At 66.7% G+C, this 15,187-nt stretch carries 13 protein-coding genes; 5 read left to right on the top strand and 8 right to left on the bottom strand.

The features are described from left to right. Positions 1 to 138: 138 nt before the first annotated feature. From ACWDTI_RS27150 to iolC, 8 genes are all read right to left on the bottom strand, one after another. A complete protein-coding gene (locus ACWDTI_RS27150) occupies positions 139 to 1,632 on the bottom strand; it encodes a CoA-acylating methylmalonate-semialdehyde dehydrogenase (protein WP_449741247.1) in 1,494 nt (497 codons plus the stop codon). Positions 1,633 to 1,989: 357 nt separating this feature from the next. Further along, positions 1,990 to 2,862, bottom strand: coding sequence for a sugar phosphate isomerase/epimerase family protein (locus ACWDTI_RS27145; RefSeq protein ID WP_449741246.1), 873 nt, complete (start codon positions 2,860 to 2,862; stop codon positions 1,990 to 1,992). 2 nt (positions 2,863 to 2,864) lie between these two features. Continuing rightward, on the bottom strand, positions 2,865 to 3,926 hold the full coding sequence (locus ACWDTI_RS27140; protein ID WP_449741245.1) for a Gfo/Idh/MocA family protein: 1,062 nt from the start codon (positions 3,924 to 3,926) through the stop codon (positions 2,865 to 2,867). Positions 3,927 to 3,957: 31 nt separating this feature from the next. Then, complete coding sequence (locus tag ACWDTI_RS27135) at positions 3,958 to 4,869, bottom strand: sugar phosphate isomerase/epimerase family protein (protein ID WP_449741244.1); 912 nt, start codon at positions 4,867 to 4,869, stop codon at positions 3,958 to 3,960. Beyond that, positions 4,866 to 6,881, bottom strand: coding sequence for a 3D-(3,5/4)-trihydroxycyclohexane-1,2-dione acylhydrolase (decyclizing) (gene iolD / locus ACWDTI_RS27130; RefSeq protein WP_449741243.1), 2,016 nt, complete (start codon positions 6,879 to 6,881; stop codon positions 4,866 to 4,868). Before iolD ends, ACWDTI_RS27135 begins: the two co-directional genes overlap by 4 nt. Positions 6,882 to 7,020: 139 nt before the next feature. Beyond that, a complete protein-coding gene (gene iolB, locus ACWDTI_RS27125; protein ID WP_449741242.1) occupies positions 7,021 to 7,893 on the bottom strand; it encodes a 5-deoxy-glucuronate isomerase in 873 nt (290 codons plus the stop codon). Positions 7,894 to 7,897: 4 nt separating this feature from the next. Continuing rightward, entirely contained in the window at positions 7,898 to 8,818 is a 921-nt protein-coding gene (locus tag ACWDTI_RS27120; protein WP_449741249.1) for a Cgl0159 family (beta/alpha)8-fold protein, read from the bottom strand. Between the two features lie 22 nt (positions 8,819 to 8,840). Next, complete coding sequence (iolC, locus tag ACWDTI_RS27115; protein ID WP_449741241.1) at positions 8,841 to 9,845, bottom strand: 5-dehydro-2-deoxygluconokinase; 1,005 nt, start codon at positions 9,843 to 9,845, stop codon at positions 8,841 to 8,843. 181 nt (positions 9,846 to 10,026) lie between these two features. Here iolC and ACWDTI_RS27110 point away from each other — a divergent pair, with 181 nt between their 5' ends. The 5 genes from ACWDTI_RS27110 to ACWDTI_RS27090 form a co-directional block, all read left to right on the top strand. Continuing rightward, positions 10,027 to 11,241: a Gfo/Idh/MocA family protein gene (locus tag ACWDTI_RS27110; RefSeq protein ID WP_449741240.1), complete on the top strand. Its 1,215-nt coding sequence runs from the start codon at positions 10,027 to 10,029 to the stop codon at positions 11,239 to 11,241. Continuing rightward, positions 11,238 to 12,665, top strand: a complete 1,428-nt coding sequence (locus ACWDTI_RS27105; RefSeq protein WP_449741239.1) for an MFS transporter — start codon at positions 11,238 to 11,240, stop codon at positions 12,663 to 12,665. Before ACWDTI_RS27110 ends, ACWDTI_RS27105 begins: the two co-directional genes overlap by 4 nt. Before the next feature lie 161 nt (positions 12,666 to 12,826). Then, complete coding sequence (locus ACWDTI_RS27100) at positions 12,827 to 13,819, top strand: substrate-binding domain-containing protein (RefSeq protein WP_449741248.1); 993 nt, start codon at positions 12,827 to 12,829, stop codon at positions 13,817 to 13,819. A 25-nt stretch (positions 13,820 to 13,844) separates the two neighbouring features. Beyond that, entirely contained in the window at positions 13,845 to 14,903 is a 1,059-nt protein-coding gene (locus ACWDTI_RS27095; RefSeq protein WP_449741238.1) for an ABC transporter permease, read from the top strand. Positions 14,904 to 14,908: 5 nt separating this feature from the next. Then, the coding region (locus ACWDTI_RS27090) for an ATP-binding cassette domain-containing protein (protein ID WP_449741237.1) at positions 14,909 to 15,187 on the top strand (279 nt) is incomplete at its 3' end.

Below are 15,187 nucleotides of genomic sequence, written 5' to 3'. Positions count from 1 at the left end.
AGGAGTCTGCCACCGGTGTTGCACCTGACTCATCACTACTCCATCCCCCGCACCCACCACCAGCACCTGTCTCACAACCATGCTGGCAGCCGACGGACTTGCGGGGGACGAATGCATTTCGGGGGGAAGAACCGCGGCTCAGGCGTTCTGGGGGAAGCCCAGGTTCAGGCCGCCGTGGCTCGGGTCGAGCCAGCGGGTGGTGATGGCCTTGGCGCGGGTGAAGAAGTGCACTCCCTCGGTGCCGTGGGCGTGGGTGTCGCCGAACAGCGATGCCTTCCAGCCGCCGAAGCTGTAGTAGGCCATGGGGACCGGGATCGGCACGTTGATGCCGACCATGCCGACCTCCACCTCGTTCTGGAAACGACGCGCCGCGCCACCGTCGTTGGTGAAGATGGCGGTGCCGTTGCCGTACTGGTTGGAGTTGATCAGCTCGAGTGCTTCGTCGTAGCTCTCGACGCGGACGACCGACAGGACGGGGCCGAAGATCTCGTCGGTGTAGATGCTCATGTCGGGGGTGACGTTGTCGAACAGGGTCGGGCCGAGCCAGAAGCCGTCGGCCCCGCCGTCTGCTTCGACGTTACGGCCGTCGAGAACGATGGTGGCTCCGGCCTTTTCGCCGGCGTCGACGTAGGAGGCGACCTTGTCGCGGTGCGCCTTGGTGACCAGCGGCCCCATGTCGGAGTTCTTGGTTCCGTCACCGGTCTTGATGGTGGTGGCGCGCTCGCTGATCTTGGCGACCAGCTCGTCGGCCACATCGCCGACCGCGACGGCGACGGAGATCGCCATGCAGCGCTCACCCGCGGAACCGAAGCCGGCGTTGACCATCGCGTCGGCGGCCAGATCCAGGTCGGCGTCGGGCAGGATGATCGCGTGGTTCTTCGCGCCGCCCAACGCCTGCACGCGCTTGCCGGCGGCGGTGCCGGTGGAGTACACGTACTGTGCGATCGGGGTGGACCCGACGAAGCTGATCGACTTGATGGCCTTGTTGGTCAGCAGCTCGTCGACGGCGGTCTTGTCGCCCTGCAGGACGTTGAACACGCCGTCGGGGAGACCGGCTTCCTTCCAGAGTTCGGCCAGCCAGATCGCGGCGGTCGGGTCCTTCTCCGAGGGCTTGAGGACGACGGTGTTGCCGGCGGCGATGGCGACGGGGAAGAACCACATCGGGACCATGGCGGGGAAGTTGAACGGGGAGATGATGCCGACCGGGCCGAGGGGCTGGCGCACGGAGTGGACGTCGACCTTGGTCGACGCGTTCTCGGTGTAGCCGCCTTTGAGCAGATGCGGGATGCCGCAGGCGAACTCCGCGACTTCCTGGCCGCGGGAGATCTCGCCGAGGGCGTCGGAGAGGACCTTGCCGTGCTCGGCGGTGATGATCTCGGCGAGTTCACCCTTGCGGGCGTCGAGCAGTTCGCGGAACTTGAAGAGGACGGCGGTGCGCTTGGCCAGGCTGGTGTCGCGCCAGGCCGGGAACGCGGCCGCGGCGGCGTCGATCACGGCGCGGGCGTCCTCGACGTTGGCCAGGGCGACCTGGCCGGTGACCTGACCGGTGGCGGGGTTGGTCACCGGGGCGGTGTTGCTCGAGGTGCCGGGGAAGGCCTTGTTGTTGACCCAGTGGGTGATGGTGTCGGACATGGGGTTTCTCCTGTTGGGGGTTCTATCGCTGTGGTCTCGATGCGCTCGCTCGCTGGCGCTCGCGGGCTTACTCGACCATCGAGGGGGTGGGGCTCGGTCTCGATGCGCTCGGCTCCTTCGTCGCCGGGCTTACTCGACCATCGGGTTGGGGACCGGGCGGGGGAGCGGCGTCGCACCCTCCGCTGATCGAGTAAACGAGGAGCGCTAGCGACGAGTGCATCGAGATCGCTCAGGTTGCGGTCTCGATGCGCCCGGCTCCTTCGTCGCCGGGCTTACTCGACCAGCGGTGGGAGCGGGCGTCGCCTCCCGCTGATCGAGTAGGGAGGAGCGCAAGCGACGAGCGTATCGAGATCTGGTTCAGCTGTACTTCTTGACGTAGTCGTTCATCGTGGCGAGTTGGTAGCGCGACACTTCGGCGGCGTTCTCGTTCTCCGCGAACACGCTGGACACCATCACGGTGTCGTCGCGGTCGTAGAAACCGATTTCGCCCAGCGTGCCGAAGAACTCGTCCCAGTTGACGTCGCCGTCGCCGATCTTGAGGTGCTGGTGCACGCGGACGGCGTTGCCGGGCGGGTTGGTGATGTACCGAAGCCCGTGCGACGCATGGTGATCCATCGTGTCGGCGACATGAACCAGGCGGAGCAGGTCACCGGCGGTGGTCATGATCTCGGCCATGTTGGCACCCATGTGATAGGTGTGGCAGGCGACGTACACCAGCCCGAAGTTCTTCGAGTTGATCCCGCGGATCATCCGGATGGCGGCCAGGCCGTCCTCGCAGAAGTCGTCGGGGTGCGGATCGATGCGGACATCGATGCCCTCGCGTTCGATGATCGGAACCAGTTCCTCCATCGACCGGTAGAAGGCGCGTTCGGACTCCTCGGCCTTCTCGGGACGACCGGAGAACTCCGTATTCATCACGTTCACACCGAGATCGACGGTGATCTGGATGGCCCGCTTCCAATACCGCACCGCGGCTTCGCGGGCGTCCTCGTCGGGACCCGACCACCGCAGGACCGGCAGCACCGAGGCGATGCCGACACCGGCATCGCTGCAGGCCTTGCGGAACTTGGCGACCAGGTCGTCGTCGGCCTTGGGGTGATTGAAGAACGGGATCATGTCCACGTGCGGGGTCAGCTGCAGGTACTCGTAGCCGAGATCAGCAACCACCTTCGGCAGTTCCAGCAGCGAGTAATCGTGGTGGAACGGTGTGGGATCGAGTGCGACCTTCATGTTCAGGCTCCCTTGATCGATGCGCGGTCGACCATGTCGACAGTGACGATCTCACCGGTCTCGAGCGCCTTGACGCCGGCGGCGCAGACGGCGGCGGCAGCGTAGCCGTCCCACGCGCCCGGACCGTCGACGTTGGTGCCGGCCTTGACCGCGTTGACCCACCGCTGGATCTCGGTGTCGTAGGCGGCACCGAAACGCTCCACGAACGACGGCGTGATGTCGCCGCCCCAGATGCCGGCGATCTTGCGGCCGTCCCCGGTGTCGGACTGAACAGGGTTGCGCTGCTTACGAACAACGCCGCCCTGATCCAGACCGATGAACGCCGAACCGAACTCGCCGACGACCTCGGTGCGCACCTCGTAGGCGACGCCGGTGGTGACGAAGCACTCCACGTCGACGTGCCGGCCGGACGCGGTACGGAAGATCGCGATCTGCGGATCCTTCACGCCCTCAGGCGCATTCGGATTCGCACTCGGCGCGATGATCTGGACCGAGGCGATCTCCTCGTCGAACAGGAAGCGGGTCACGTCCACCTCGTGCACGAGGGAGTCCTTGACGATCATCACCGAGTCGAAGCTCGGCGGTACCGCCGGATTGCGATGCACGCAGTGCGCGACGAGGAGCTGCCCGAAGGTGCCGTCGTCGATCAGGCCCTTGAGCTGCTCGTACTCGGCGTCGAAGCGGCGCATGAAGCCGACCTGGATCAGCTTCTTGCCGGATTCGGCTTCGGCCTTGACCACGGCCAGCGAGGTCTCCACGTCGGTGGTCAGCGGCTTCTCGCACATCACCGGCTTGCCGGCCTCGATACAGGCCAGCAACTGCTTCTCGTGGGTCGGACCGGGGGTGGCCAGGATGACCGCGTCCACGTCCGGGTCGGCGATCGCGTCGAGCGGATCGTTGATCACCCGGCAGCCCGGGATGGTGGCGGCGAGTTCTTCGGCCTTCTCCGGGAAGTAGTCGTTGAGCACGGTGACGGTGGCGCCCTTGGTGCGCTGCGTGATGCGAGCGACGTGGTCGGCACCCATCATGCCGACGCCGAGGACGGCGACGCGCAGGTCAGACATGATTACTCCTTCGTGGGAAAGTGATTGGGGCTTAACGGAAACGCACGGCGGGCACGCCGCAGGAACCGAGATACTTCTGGGTGCGCTGGGCGATCGGCAGCGGCGCATCCGGCGAGCACGGGTACATGTCCTGCTCGACGATCGCGAAGATGTCGATCCCGAGATCGGCGACCGCCTCGAGCAGCGGCGGCATCTCGGGGATGCCACGCGGCGGCTCGGTCATCGCGCCGAGCTTGACTGCCTCACCGAACGGCAGGTCGTCGGCTTCGACCTTGGCACGCACCGCCTCGTCGACCTGCTTGAGGTGCAGGTAGCCGATGCGGTCCGGGTGCTTGCGGATGATGGCGAGATTGTCGCCGCCGCAATAGGAGACGTGGCCGGTGTCGAGGCAGAGGTTCACGAACTCCGGGTCGGTGTTCTCCACGAACCGGTAGATGTTCTCCTCGGTGTCCACGTGTGAGTCGGCGTGCGGATGGTATTGCGCACGGACGCCATACTTCTCGAACATGGCCTTGCCGAGTTCGTTCATGCCCTGGGTCTTCTTGCGCCACTGCTCATCGGTGAGGTTGCGGTCCTCGAGCACCTCGCCGGTGGCCGGGTCGCGCCACATTTCCGGGATGACGACGACGTGCTTGCCGCCCACTGCCGCAGTCAGTTTCGCGACGTCCTCGATCTGCGTCCACACCGCGTCCCAGGCGTTGTCCTGGTGCAGGTGCTCGAACACGGTGCCGGCCGACAGCTTCAGGCCGCGCTCGCCGAGCTCGTCGAGCAGCTGCTTGGGGTCGGTGGGCAGATAACCGAAGGGACCCAATTCGATCCACTCGTAGCCCGACGCGGCGACCTCGTCGAGGAAGCGGGTGTACGGGGTCTGCTGCGGGTCGTCGGGGAACCAGACGCCCCACGAGTCGGGAGCGGATCCGACGAGAATCGACGACGACATCATTGTCCTCCGGTGGTGTTGTTGGGATTTGCGGTGGTGGGGGCGAGATAGGGCCGCTGTACGGCCTTCCATTGCGCGTACACATCGTAGGCCTGCTGGGTGGACTCCAAGGTGGAGGTCTCCGAAACCGGGACATCCCACCAGGATTCGCTGTCCGGGGCGCCGATCAGCGGGTCGGTCTCCACGTGGATGACGGTTGTGCGGTCGGCGGCCTTGGCCGTCTTGATCGCGTCGGCGAACTCGGCGGCGGTGGTCGCCCGGATGACGTCGGCGCCCAGCGAGGCGGCGTTTGCGGCCAGATCGATCGGCAGGGTCGAGCCGTCGAGCCGGCCGTCATCGCCGCGGTAGCGGTAGTTGGTGCCGAACCGTTGCGAGCCCAGCGATTCCGAGAGGGAGCCGATGGACGCGAAGCCGTGGTTCTGCACCAGCACGACGATGACCTTCAGGTTCTCCTGTACCGCGGTCACCAGTTCGGTGGCCATCATCAGGTATGAGCCGTCGCCGACCATGACGAACACGTCGCGATCGGGGCAGGCCATCTTGACGCCGAGTCCGCCGGCCACCTCGTAGCCCATGCAGGAGTAGCCGTATTCGACGTGGTAGCCCTTGGAATCGCGGGTGCGCCAGAGCTTGTGCAGGTCACCGGGCATCGAGCCGGCCGCGCAGACGACGACATCGCGCGGATCTGAGGTCTCGTTGACCAGCCCGATGACCGCACCCTGGGTCAGCGCCTCATCACCGGTGGCGATGTTGGTGCCGACCGCAGTCGGGGAGTATGCCTGCTCGACGATGGCGTCCCATTCGGCCGCGAGGTCGGAGACCCGCTGCCGGTAGGCGCCGTCGACGGTGTGGTCGGAGAGCAGTGCGTCGAGGGCGTCGATGGATTCGCGTGCGTCGGCGACCACGCTGTAGCCGCCCTGCTTGATCGAATCCAGTGATGCCACATTGATGTTCACGAAGCGCACGTCATCGCCGGTGAAGGCGGTGCGCGACGCGGTGGTGAAGTCGCTGTAGCGGGTGCCGATACCGATCACCACGTCGGCGTCGGCGGCGAGCGCATTGGCGGCGGTGGTACCGGTGGAGCCGATCGCGCCCACGGACTGGGGGTGATCGTAGGGCAGCGAGCCCTTGCCGGCCTGGCTCTGGCCGACCGGAATCCCGGTGCGGGCACAGAACTTCGCGAGCGACCCGGTGGCCCCGCTGTAGATGACGCCGCCGCCGGCGACGATCAGCGGACGCTTCGCCGAGCGGATGATCTCCGCGGCCTCGGCGATCACGCGGGACTCCGGCAGCGGACGCGCCACATGCCAGGTGCGCTGTGCGAACAGCGATTCCGGCCAATCGAAGGCCTCGGCCTGCACGTCCTGCGGGATGGCGACGGTGGCGGCGCCGGTCTCGACCGGATCGGTCAGCACGCGCATCGCGCCGATGAGGGCCGCGGGCAGTTGCTCGGGGCGCCAGACGCGGTCGAAGAACCGCGACACCGGCTTGAACGCGTCGTTCACGGTGACATCACCCGACGACGGGAGTTCCAGCTCCTGAAGCACGGGAGCCGAGGCGCGGGTGGCGAAGGTGTCGGCGGGCAGCAACAGCACCGGCAGGCGGTTGATCGTGGCCAGTGCGGCACCGGTGAGCATGTTGGTGGCGCCCGGCCCGACCGATGCGGTGACCGCCCACGCCTGCAGTCGATCCTTCATCCGCGCATAGCCGACCGCCGAGTGCACCATGGCCTGCTCGTTGCGGCCGAGCACATACTTCAGCGACGGCTCGTCACCGGCATTGAGGTCGTCGACCTCCTGCTGCAGCAACGCCTGACCGAGGCCGGCGACGTTGCCGTGGCCGAAGATGCCGAAGCATCCGGCGAAGAACTTGCTGCGTTCGCCGTCGCGCTCAACGTACTGGTTGGCGAGGAACTTGACCGTCGCCTGCGCGACGGTGAGGCGGACGGTCGGTTCACCGTGGGGAGTCCGCACGCCGGTCAGTCCGCCGGCGCGTCCCTGATTGATCGGTGCCACGATTGCTTCTTTCTCGGGTGGTTGGTGGGTTGGTGGTTGTGTGATCTCGATGCGCCCTCGGCTGGCGCCTCGGGCTACTCGATCAGCGGGAACGGGGGCTCCGCCAGGCGATCAGCGCGAACGGGGCACCGCCAGGCGATCATCGGGAAGGGTTGTGCAGGGGCAGTCGGGGATCCACCTCTTGGTGTTCCCAGCTACCGCGCAGCCAGGTGTGGGCGGGATCGTCGCAGATCTTCCAGGCGCGTTCGTCGCCCGGTCCGGCCATGACATTCAGGTAGTACATGTGATAGCCGGGCGCGGCGATCGACGGGCCGTGGTAGCCGTGCGGCACCAGGACGACGTCGCCGTCGCGCACCTCTTCGAGCACCTCGATGGGCCGCTCGGGTGTGCCGTACACACGGTGATACCCGAAGCCGGGCGAACCATCGGCGCCGGAATCGATTTCGAAGTAGTAGATCTCCTCGAGCTGCGATTCGACGTCGGAGTTCTCGTCGTGCTTGTGCGACGGGTAGCTCGACCAGTTCCCGCCGGGCGTGATGACCTCGCAGGCGATGATCGAATCTGCCTCGAACACACCGGCGGTGCCGAAGTTGTGCACCTGGCGGCTGCAGTTGCCCGCACCCCGCAACTCGACGGGCACGTCGGCGGCCGGACAATAACGGAACGGCAGCTTCTTCGACGCCCGTGCCCCGCACAGGGCGAACCGGCCGCCGGCGGCACTGGATACGGTGAACTCGGTGTTCCGGCCGACGTAGGCGAAGTCGCTGGGTCCGTCGAAAACGCTTGCCCGGCCGGCCAGCTCGAAGGCCGTGCCGTCGGCGGTCACGGTGGCCGAACCGGCCAGCGGGACGACCATGATCTCGTCGAGACCACTGTCCCGCGAAACAGACTCGCCCGCAGCGAGTTCCACCACGAACAACGACGACTCGGTCCAGCCGGCCGACTCCGGCGTCACATCCACGGTCAACGGGGCCACGGCGGAGCGGGCGGGAATGTACCACTTGGAGTTCATGCGATCACTGCACCAGGTTGACGGCGGTGTCCACCGCGGTGGCCACGTCGTCGTCGCTCGGGTAGAGCAGGGTACGTCCGACGATCAGCCCACGCACCGCCGGAATCTGCAGCGCGCGTTCCCAACTCGCGAACGTCTCGTCCGGGGCGGTCTGCGGGTCGCCACCGAGCAGCAGGGTCGGCAGAGTGGTCGCGTCCATCACGCGTTCCATCTCGTCGACCACCGGGAGCTTCAGCCACGTGTAGGCCGAGGTGGAGCCGAGGCCCTGGATGATGTGCATCGACTTGATCACCGCGTCGGCGGTGAGGTCGTTCTTCACCTTGCCGTCCACGCGGGAGGACAGGAACGGCTCGAGCATGGCGATCGATCCGCCCGCGGCGAGTTCGTCGACCGCCGCCGCGCACGCGGTCATCATGTTCAGGGTCCCGGCGTCGGCCAGGTCGATGCGGCAGAGCATCTTGGCGCCGTTGATGCCGGCGTCGATCGTCCAGCGGGCGGTCGCCGAGGTCATCCGGTCGTCGAGTTCGAACGACGCGCCGGCCAGGCCGCCGCGGTTCATCGACGAGAACACCACCTTGTCCTCGAGCGCGCCGAGCAGCAGCAGGTCCTCCAGGATGTCGGAGGTGGCGAGTACGCCGTCGACACCGGGATTGGCCAGCGCGGTGCGCAGTCGGTCGAGGAGATCGGAGCGGCTGTTCATCGCGGTCGGGTTGTTGCCGACGCCGAGCGCGCCGCGGGCGGGGTGGTCGGCGGCGACGATCATCAGGCGATCGGACCCGTTGACCGTGCTGCGGCGGCGCCGTTGGGCCCACGCCTCGGCGATCGCGGCCGGATGCTGCGCACGGACCGCGGTCACTTCCGCATAGGTGGTGCACGTCGGTTGCGCGCCGAGCGGGTAGAGGCCTGCGGGGCTGGTATCCGACATCTGTTTGCGGCGGGTCGCGACCTCAGACATTGATCTCCTCCTGGGCGGTGGAACCGGCGGTGGCCGCGAGTGCGGCGACCTCGTCGGCGGTGGGCATGGCGGTGGAACATTCGAGGCGGCCGGCGACGATCGCGCCGGCGGCGTTGGCGTGACGCAGGATCTTCTCCAGCGGCCACCCGGACAGCAGGCCGTGGCAGAGGCTGCCGCCGAAACTGTCACCGGCACCGAGGCCATTGACGACGTCGACCGGGATGGGTGCGGATTCGACGGTCTCGTGTCGGGTCTTGCCCAGCACCCCGCGCGGTCCCTGCTTGACGATGGCCAGTTCGACCCCGAGGTCGAGCAGCGCGTCGGCGGCCTTGTGCGGGTCGGTCTCGCCGATTGCGACCTCGCACTCCTCCTTGTTGCCGACGGCGACGGTCACGTGCTGCAGCGCCTTGCGGACCTGCTCGGTGGCCGCGGCGGGCGACTCCCAGAACATCGGCCGGTAGTCGAGATCCAGGACCGTCAGCGACTGTCGGCCACGGGCCTCCCACGCCGCGAAATGGGCACTGCGCGAGGGCTCTTCGGAGAGGCCGGTGACCGTCGACCAGTACAGGCGGGCGTCGTGGACGGCCGCGGTGTCGATGTCGGCGACCTCGATCTGCAGATCCGGGGCGGCCGGCTTGCGGTAGAAGTACAGCGGGAAGTCGTCCGGCGGGAAGATCTCGCAGAACGTCACCGGAGTCGGGTACTGCTCGTCGACCGAGACGAACCGGTTGTCGACGCCGAGCCGTGCGAGTTCCCCGCGGACGAACCGGCCGAACGGGTCGTCGCCGACACCGGAGATCAGTGCGGCCGAGTGTCCGAGACGCGCCGCGGCGACGGTCACGTTGGCGGCGCTGCCGCCGAGGAACTTGCCGAAGCTGGTCACCTCTTCGAGGCCGACGCCGATCTGCTGCGGATAGATGTCGACACCGCTCCGGCCGATGGCCAGCACGTCGAAGGTGGATGGTCCGCCCGACGGGGACGAATGCTGTGCGGTCACGTACTGCTCCCTGCTCGCGCTCTGTGATGAATCGGTCTGTTTCGAACTTGGTAACCACTGTGCGACAGGACACAGGTCAAAGTCAAGACTTTGTCCTGACATTCTTACCTGGCATAGTGGTGGTCGAGATCACAAAGACTCATTCACACTGGTCGGGAGACCATGTCGAAAGGATTCGCCCATGGCGTCAGAGGTATTACCCGTCGGCATCATCGGCTTCGGCTGGATGGGCCGCGCCCACGCACAGGCGTACGCGCGGCTGCGTCACCATTTTCCCGAACTGCGCCCGGTTCCGAAACTGTCGGTGATCGCCGACGAGGTCACCGACCGTGCGGCGCAGGCGGCCGCGCAGTTCGACGTGCCCAGAACGGTCGCGGACTGGCGCGACGTCGTCAACGACCCCACGATCGGCGCGGTCAGCGTCACCGCGCCCAACTTCCTGCACCGCGAGATCGGGTGCGCGGTTGCGGCGTCGGGCAAGCACCTGTGGATCGAGAAGCCGGTCGGACTGTCGGCGGACGATGCCCGCGCGGTTGCCGATGCCGCGCACGCGGCCGGGGTGCGCACCGCCGTCGGCTTCAACTACCGCAACGCGCCGGCGGTGCAGGCCGCCCGCGAGCTGATCGCGGCCGGCGAGATCGGTGAGGTCACCCACTCCCGGTTCCGGCTGTTCAGCGACTACGCGGCGCACCCCGACGGTGCCTTGAGCTGGCGTTTCCAGCGGGCCCGTGGCGGCAACGGGGTCCTGGGCGATCTCGCCTCGCACGGGGCGGATCTGGTCTGGTACCTGCTCGGCGACATCGAGTCGCTCGTTGCCGACACCGCGACCTTCATCACCGAGCGACCCAAGCCGACCGGCGCCACCGCCGGACACCAACGGGCGTCCGGCGGCGAACGCGGTCCGGTGGAGAACGAGGACTACCTGTCGGCGCAGCTGCGCATGTCCTCGGGCGCCCGCTGCGTCCTCGAGGCGAGCCGCGTCTCGGTGGGCGCCCAGAACAGCTACGGATTCGAGATCCACGGCACCCGCGGCGTGGTGCGCTGGGACTTCCGCAGGATGGGCGAACTCGAAGTCGGCTCGGGTGATGCCTATCAGGACCAGTCCGTCTCGACGGTGTACGTGGGCCCGGGCCACGGCGAGTACGGCGCGTTTCAGCCGGGCGCGGCCACGTCGATGAGCTACGACGACCTCAAGGTCATCGAGGCTGCGCGGTTCATCGCCTCGATCGGTGGCCCGAGTGTCACCGGCGCCGGGAGCGAAGCGAGCGGGCCGACTATCACCGGCGCCACCATCGACGATGCCGTCCGGGCGGCCGAGGTTCTCGACGCGATGACCACCTCGGTCCGTGAGGGCACCTGGGTGTCGCCGGTGGGAGTGACCACCGTCCCGGCATGACCGGCGAGACCCGCGCACACACCGGCGCGCCGCGGACTTTCCCGCATGCGCTGGCCCTGCTCGGGGCCGGCGCCATGTTCATGGAGATCCTCGACGCGACGATCGTCGCGACCGCGCTGCCGGCCATCGGACGGGCATTCGACGTCCGGCCACTCGACGCCACCGTGGTGGTCACCAGTTATCTGATCACCCTCGCGGTGCTGATCCCGCTCTCCGGGTGGGTGGCCGATCGCTTCGGGGTGCGGCGGGTTTTTCTCACGGCGATGGTGGTCTTCACGGTCGCGTCGGCGGGATGTGCTGTGGCGCCGACGCTTTCGGTCCTGGTAGGGATGCGTGTGCTGCAGGCCGCGGGTGGGGCGATGATGGTTCCCGTCGGCCGGCTCGCGGTGCTGCGCACCGTGGAACGCTCCGACATCGTGCATGCCATCGCATATCTGACGTGGCCCGCGCTCATCGCGCCGGTCCTCGCGCCGCTCCTCGGCGGCCTCATCGTCACGCACGCCGACTGGCGGTGGATCTTCGCGATCAACCTTCCGTTGGGTGTCGTCGGTCTCGTGGTCGGGTTCGTCGTCTGCCGTCCGGTCGAGACGGGCAGCGGCCGAAGACCTCTCGACGTTCCCGGCGTGGTGACCACGACCGTCGCGGTCGGTGCGGCGATGCTGGCGGCTCAGGAACTGACGGCGGAGCACGCGCGGTGGTGGGTGTTGGCGATCACCGCGGGGATCGCCGTCGTGGTCGGGTTCCTGGCCCTGCTGCGGCTGCGGTCGTCACCGCATCCGCTGCTGAATCTGGATGTGCTGCGGGTGCATTCACTCGCCACGGTGATCGGCTACGGCACCGTGTACCGGATGGCGATCACCGCGGTGCCGTTCCTGCTGCCGCTGATGTTCCAGCTGCAGTTCGGGTGGACGCCGGTTGCCGCCGGCGGCATGGTCGCCGCGTTGTTCGTCGGCAATGTCGCGATCAAACCGCTGACCACACCGCTGATGCGGCGGTGGGGGATTCGGCGAGTGCTGACCGTGGACCTTTCGTGCTCGGTGCTCGGCTTCGTCGCGCTGGCGATGCTGGGTCCGACGACGGCCGGGGCCGTGATCGCGGCCGTCCTGGTCGTCTCCGGCGCACTGCGCTCGATCGGCTTCTCGGCGTACAACACGCTCGCCTTCTCCGAGGTCGACCCCGACGACCTGAGCGACGCCAACGCGCTGCACGCCGCTGTTCAGGAGCTCGGATCGGCCTTCGGTGTGGCTCTCGGTGCCGTCGCCGTCGCCGCGTTCACGAGTGCCGCCGACGGGCTCCCCGCAGGGCCCTATTCGGCCGCGTTTCTACTGCTCGGAGCCCTCATGGCGATCTGCGCGGTCGGGGGGTTTCGGCTGCCCGTCGGGGCGGGTCGGCAAGCGGTCGGTCCCCGCGCTGAAAAGAAATAAACACCGAATGTCCTAACAAAGTCTTGACACGACACCTGTGACCGGTATTACATCTTCACAGGAGAGTGGCTCCTCGGACACTGCGAGGCCGACGACGACCCGCAGGCAGATCGAAGGGAATGACAACGATGAACTCGACAGAACGCCGCCGGGGCGGACGGATGGGTCGGATCGCGGCGATGGCCGCGGCCGTGACGTCTGCGGTGGTGATCGTCGCGGGTTGCTCGAGCACCGGCGGCAACCCCGACAGCGGGAACAACAGCGGGGCCAACGCCGGCAACGCTGGAACGGAACAGTTGACCATCGCCATGGTCACCCACGAGGTACCCGGCGACTCGTTCTGGGACCTCATCCGCAAGGGCGCCGAGATGGCGGCCAAGAAGGACAACGTCACCCTCAAGTACTCGTCGGACCCCGAGGCGCCCAACCAGGCCAACCTCGTCCAGTCGGCCATCGACTCCAAAGTCGACGGCATCGCCGTCACCCTCGCCAAGCCCGACGCCATGGCACCCGCGGTCAAGGCCGCACTCGCCGCGGGCATTCCGGTGACCGCGTTCAACTCCGGCTACGACAACTGGAAGGCCATGGGCGTCCAGCAGTACTTCGGCCAGGACGAGAAGATCGCCGGCAAGGCCGCCGGTGAGCGCCTCGCCAAGGAAGGCAAGAAGCACGTCCTCTGCGTCATCCAGGAGCAGGGGCAGGTTGCACTCGAATCCCGTTGCGCCGGTGTGAAGGAAGGCTTCACCGGTGGCTCCTTCGAGATCCTCAACGTCAACTCCAAGGACATGCCGTCCGTCGAGTCGACGATGACCGCCAAGCTCCAGCAGGACCCGTCGATCGACGCCATCATGACCCTCGGCGCCCCGATCGCCCAGACCGCGGTGAAGTCGAAGGAGAACGCCGGCTCCAACGCCGAGATCGCGACCTTCGACACCAACGCCGCGCTCGTGGACCTGATCAAGAACGGTCAGGTCAAGTGGGCCGTCGATCAGCAGCCGTACCTGCAGGGCTACCTCGCGGTGGACTCGCTGTGGCTCTACCTCACCAACGGAAACACCATCGGCGGCGGCCAGGCAGTGCTGACCGGCCCCGCGTTCATCGACGAGTCGAATATCGACAAGGTCGCCGAGTACGCCAAGAACGGCACCCGCTGACGCGGGCCCGGACAAAGGAACAATCATGAGTACACAAGCAGATTTGGATCTGTCCACCCACAAGGTGGTCACTGATGAGCGGGTGAAGCGGCAGAAGCCGTTGCAGCGGTTGTTGGTTCGCCCGGAGGTGGGTGCGCTGTTCGGGGCGGTCGCGATCTTCATCTTCTTCTTGATCGTGGCCCCGCCGTTCCGGTCGCCCGAAGCGTTGGCGACGGTGCTCTATGCCAGCTCGACGATCGGGATCATGGCGTGTGGGGTGGCGGTGTTGATGATCGGCGGCGAGTTCGACCTCTCGACCGGTGTCGCGGTCACCTTCGCCTCGTTGGCGGCGAGCATGTTGGCCTACAACCTGCATTTGAATGTGTGGCTGGGTGCGGCGTTGGCGTTGGTGTTGTCGCTCAGTGTCGGGTTCTTCAACGGCTATCTGGTGATGAAGACGAAGATCCCGTCGTTCCTGATCACGCTGTCGACGTTTTTGATGATCACCGGTATCAACCTGGCGGTGACCAAGCTGGTGACCGGTCAGGTCGCGACCCCGTCGATCGCGGACATGCAGGGGTTTGATTCGGCGCAGAAGGTGTTCGCGTCCTCGTTCACCGTGTTCGGGGTGTCGGTGCGGATCACGGTGGTGTGGTGGTTGCTGTTCACCCTGTTCGCGACGTGGCTGTTGATGCGCACCCGGATCGGGAACTGGATCTTCGCCGTTGGCGGTAACCAGGACTCGGCACGGGCGGTGGGTGTGCCGGTGACCGCGGTCAAGATCGGCATGTTCATGTTCGTCGGGTTCTGCGCCTGGTTCGTCGGTATGCACCTGCTGTTCGCGTTCGACACGGTGCAGTCCGGTCAGGGTGTGGGTAACGAGTTCTTCTACATCATCGCCGCGGTCGTCGGCGGCTGCCTGCTGACGGGCGGTTACGGTACCGCGATCGGTGCGGCGATCGGCGCGTTCATCTTCGGCATGGTCAACCAGGGCATCGTGTATGCCGGGTGGAACCCGGACTGGTTCAAGTTCTTCATGGGCGTGATGCTGCTGTTCGCGGTCGTGGCCAACAATGCTTTCCGTAACTACGCATCCAAGAGGTGACAGTGATGAGTTCTGCTATCGAAACCAAACCCGACGCCGACTCCGCCGGCGGCAAAGTCCCGCTCATCGAGCTCAAGGATGTGGGCAAATCCTATGGGGCGATCATCGCCCTGAAGGGCATCAACCTGCGCGTCAATGCCGGTGAGGTGACCTGTGTGCTCGGTGACAACGGTGCCGGCAAATCCACGTTGATCAAGATCATGGCCGGGTTGCATCAGCAGACCGAGGGCCAACTGTTGATCGACGGCGAGGAGATCAAACTCGACTCCCCCAAACACGCCCTG

It is taken from the genome of Gordonia sp. NPDC003424 (genome assembly GCF_053588655.1).
Note: the sequence above shows the minus strand (reverse complement) of the source record. Positions and strands in the feature narration are given on the sequence as shown.

Excerpts from the sequence above, each read along its gene's own strand:
- ACWDTI_RS27150 (WP_449741247.1), bottom strand. The coding sequence starts at position 1,632 with ATGTCCGACACCATCACCCACTGGGTCAACAACAAGGCCTTCCCCGGC.
- ACWDTI_RS27145 (WP_449741246.1), bottom strand. The coding sequence starts at position 2,862 with ATGAAGGTCGCACTCGATCCCACACCGTTCCACCACGATTACTCGCTG.
- ACWDTI_RS27140 (WP_449741245.1), bottom strand. The coding sequence starts at position 3,926 with ATGTCTGACCTGCGCGTCGCCGTCCTCGGCGTCGGCATGATGGGTGCC.
- ACWDTI_RS27135 (WP_449741244.1), bottom strand. The coding sequence starts at position 4,869 with ATGATGTCGTCGTCGATTCTCGTCGGATCCGCTCCCGACTCGTGGGGC.
- iolB (WP_449741242.1), bottom strand. The coding sequence starts at position 7,893 with ATGAACTCCAAGTGGTACATTCCCGCCCGCTCCGCCGTGGCCCCGTTG.
- ACWDTI_RS27120 (WP_449741249.1), bottom strand. The coding sequence starts at position 8,818 with ATGTCGGATACCAGCCCCGCAGGCCTCTACCCGCTCGGCGCGCAACCG.
- ACWDTI_RS27110 (WP_449741240.1), top strand. The coding sequence starts at position 10,027 with ATGGCGTCAGAGGTATTACCCGTCGGCATCATCGGCTTCGGCTGGATG.
- ACWDTI_RS27105 (WP_449741239.1), top strand. The coding sequence starts at position 11,238 with ATGACCGGCGAGACCCGCGCACACACCGGCGCGCCGCGGACTTTCCCG.
- ACWDTI_RS27100 (WP_449741248.1), top strand. The coding sequence starts at position 12,827 with ATGGGTCGGATCGCGGCGATGGCCGCGGCCGTGACGTCTGCGGTGGTG.
- ACWDTI_RS27095 (WP_449741238.1), top strand. The coding sequence starts at position 13,845 with ATGAGTACACAAGCAGATTTGGATCTGTCCACCCACAAGGTGGTCACT.